1 protein-coding gene is annotated in these 1,625 nt (G+C 65.4%); it reads left to right on the top strand.

Going from position 1 to position 1,625, the window contains the following annotated elements; translation table 11 throughout:
- Positions 1 to 86 precede the first annotated feature (86 nt).
- Positions 87 to 1,532 carry an IS1182 family transposase gene (locus BMG07_RS40545; RefSeq protein WP_198089193.1) on the top strand — a complete coding sequence of 482 codons (1,446 nt, stop codon included), beginning with the start codon at positions 87 to 89 and terminating at the stop codon, positions 1,530 to 1,532.
- Positions 1,533 to 1,625 lie beyond the last annotated feature (93 nt).

Here is a 1,625-nt window from a genome sequence, read left to right on the forward strand (position 1 = left end):
CAGTCTGTGTAAATAGTCTGCGTTGAGTCCGCGAGATATGCCCTTCAGGCGTTGCCTGAGGGGCATTTTTCATTGGGGGCTGGCCAATGGGACATCGACACGGGCAGGATCGTGGACAGGCGACGCTGTTTCCGCTGATGCTGGACGAACTGGTGGGGCAGGACGCGCTGGTGCGGGTGGTGGATGCCTGGGTACAGGCGCTGGACCTGAAGGTGCTGGGCTTTGCCAAGGCCCATGCGCAGCGATTGGGAAGACCGCCCTACGATCCGGGCGATCTGTTGCGGCTGTACATCTGGGGCTACCTGAGCGCGATCCGCTCCTCGCGGGCGCTGGAGCGCGAGTGCCACCGCAACGTGGAGTGCATGTGGTTGCTGGGGCGCCTGGCACCGGATCACAAGACGATTGCCGAGTTCAGGCGCCAGAACACGGCCGCGCTGGTGGCCAGTTGCGCGGCCTTCGTGCAGTTCGCGCGCGCCAGCCGACTGATCCAAGGCACCACGGTGGCCATCGACGGCACGAAGGTGCAGGCGGTGGCCTCGCGCAAGGCGGTGGTGGGCCAGCGAGAACTGGCCGCCCAGGCGCAGCGCAACGCCCAGGAGATCGCGGCCTATCTACGGCTGCTGGACAGCCATGACTCTCAAGAAGGCGATGAGTCGGACGGTCCCGGCGATGGGCCGGGCTCGCCCGATGAAGTGCGCGCAGCACTGGAGCGACTGAAGGCCCAGGGTCGCGCCATCGCCAACCAGGCCCAGCAACTGCTGCGCAGCGGTGCCAGCACCATCGTCAGCGGCGAGCCCGAGGCACGCCCGATGCGCAGCCTGAACAGCCAGCCGGGCTACAACCTGCAGACGGCGGTGGAGACGCAAAGCCACCTGATCGTGACGCACGAGGTGGTCTGCGAGGTGAGCGACCAGCGCCAGTTGCAGCCCATGGCCGAGGCAGCCAGCCGGGTGCTGCAGCAGCCGTGTACGGTGGTGGCCGATGCGGGCTACGCCAATGGGGAGCAGCTTGCGGCCTTGGATGCCAAGGGCACTACCAGCTACGTGGCGGTTAACCGCTCGGTGAACAACCAGGGCGACGGCAGCCTGTACGCGCGCAGCGCCTTCACCTACGAAGCGGCCAGCGACAGCTTCACCTGCCCGGCGGGCAAGACACTCAAGCGCAAGCAACTCTCGCGCAAGGCCAAGGTGGTGATCTATGCGGCGCAGCCAAGTGACTGCGCAGACTGTGCACGCAAACCTGAATGCACCACGGCCAAGCAACGCTTCGTGACGCGCCACCTGTACGAAAAGGCGCTTCAGGCCAATGCGAGCAGGCTGGCCGCCAAGCCCTGGATGATGGCGCTCAGGCGCCAGACGGTGGAGCACCCCTTCGCCAGCATCAAGTATCTGATCCTGGGCAATGCCCGGCTGCTGATGAGGCACACGAGCGGAGCGCGCGCAGAGTTCAGCCTCGCCGTGATGGCCTACAACCTCAAGCGAGTGTTCAACATGAAAGGCGCGCCCTGGATGCTCCGGGCGCTGCAGGGCTGAGGCCCTTCTTGCATTCGCTCGACCCAAAGAAAAATGCCCCGCTCTTGCGGGGCATCTCGATCTAAGCGGCCGGCAGACTATTTACACAGACTG

Origin of the sequence: Variovorax sp. E3, assembly GCF_016082275.1 — a bacterium.
Taxonomy (GTDB): Bacteria; Pseudomonadota; Gammaproteobacteria; order Burkholderiales; family Burkholderiaceae_C; genus Variovorax.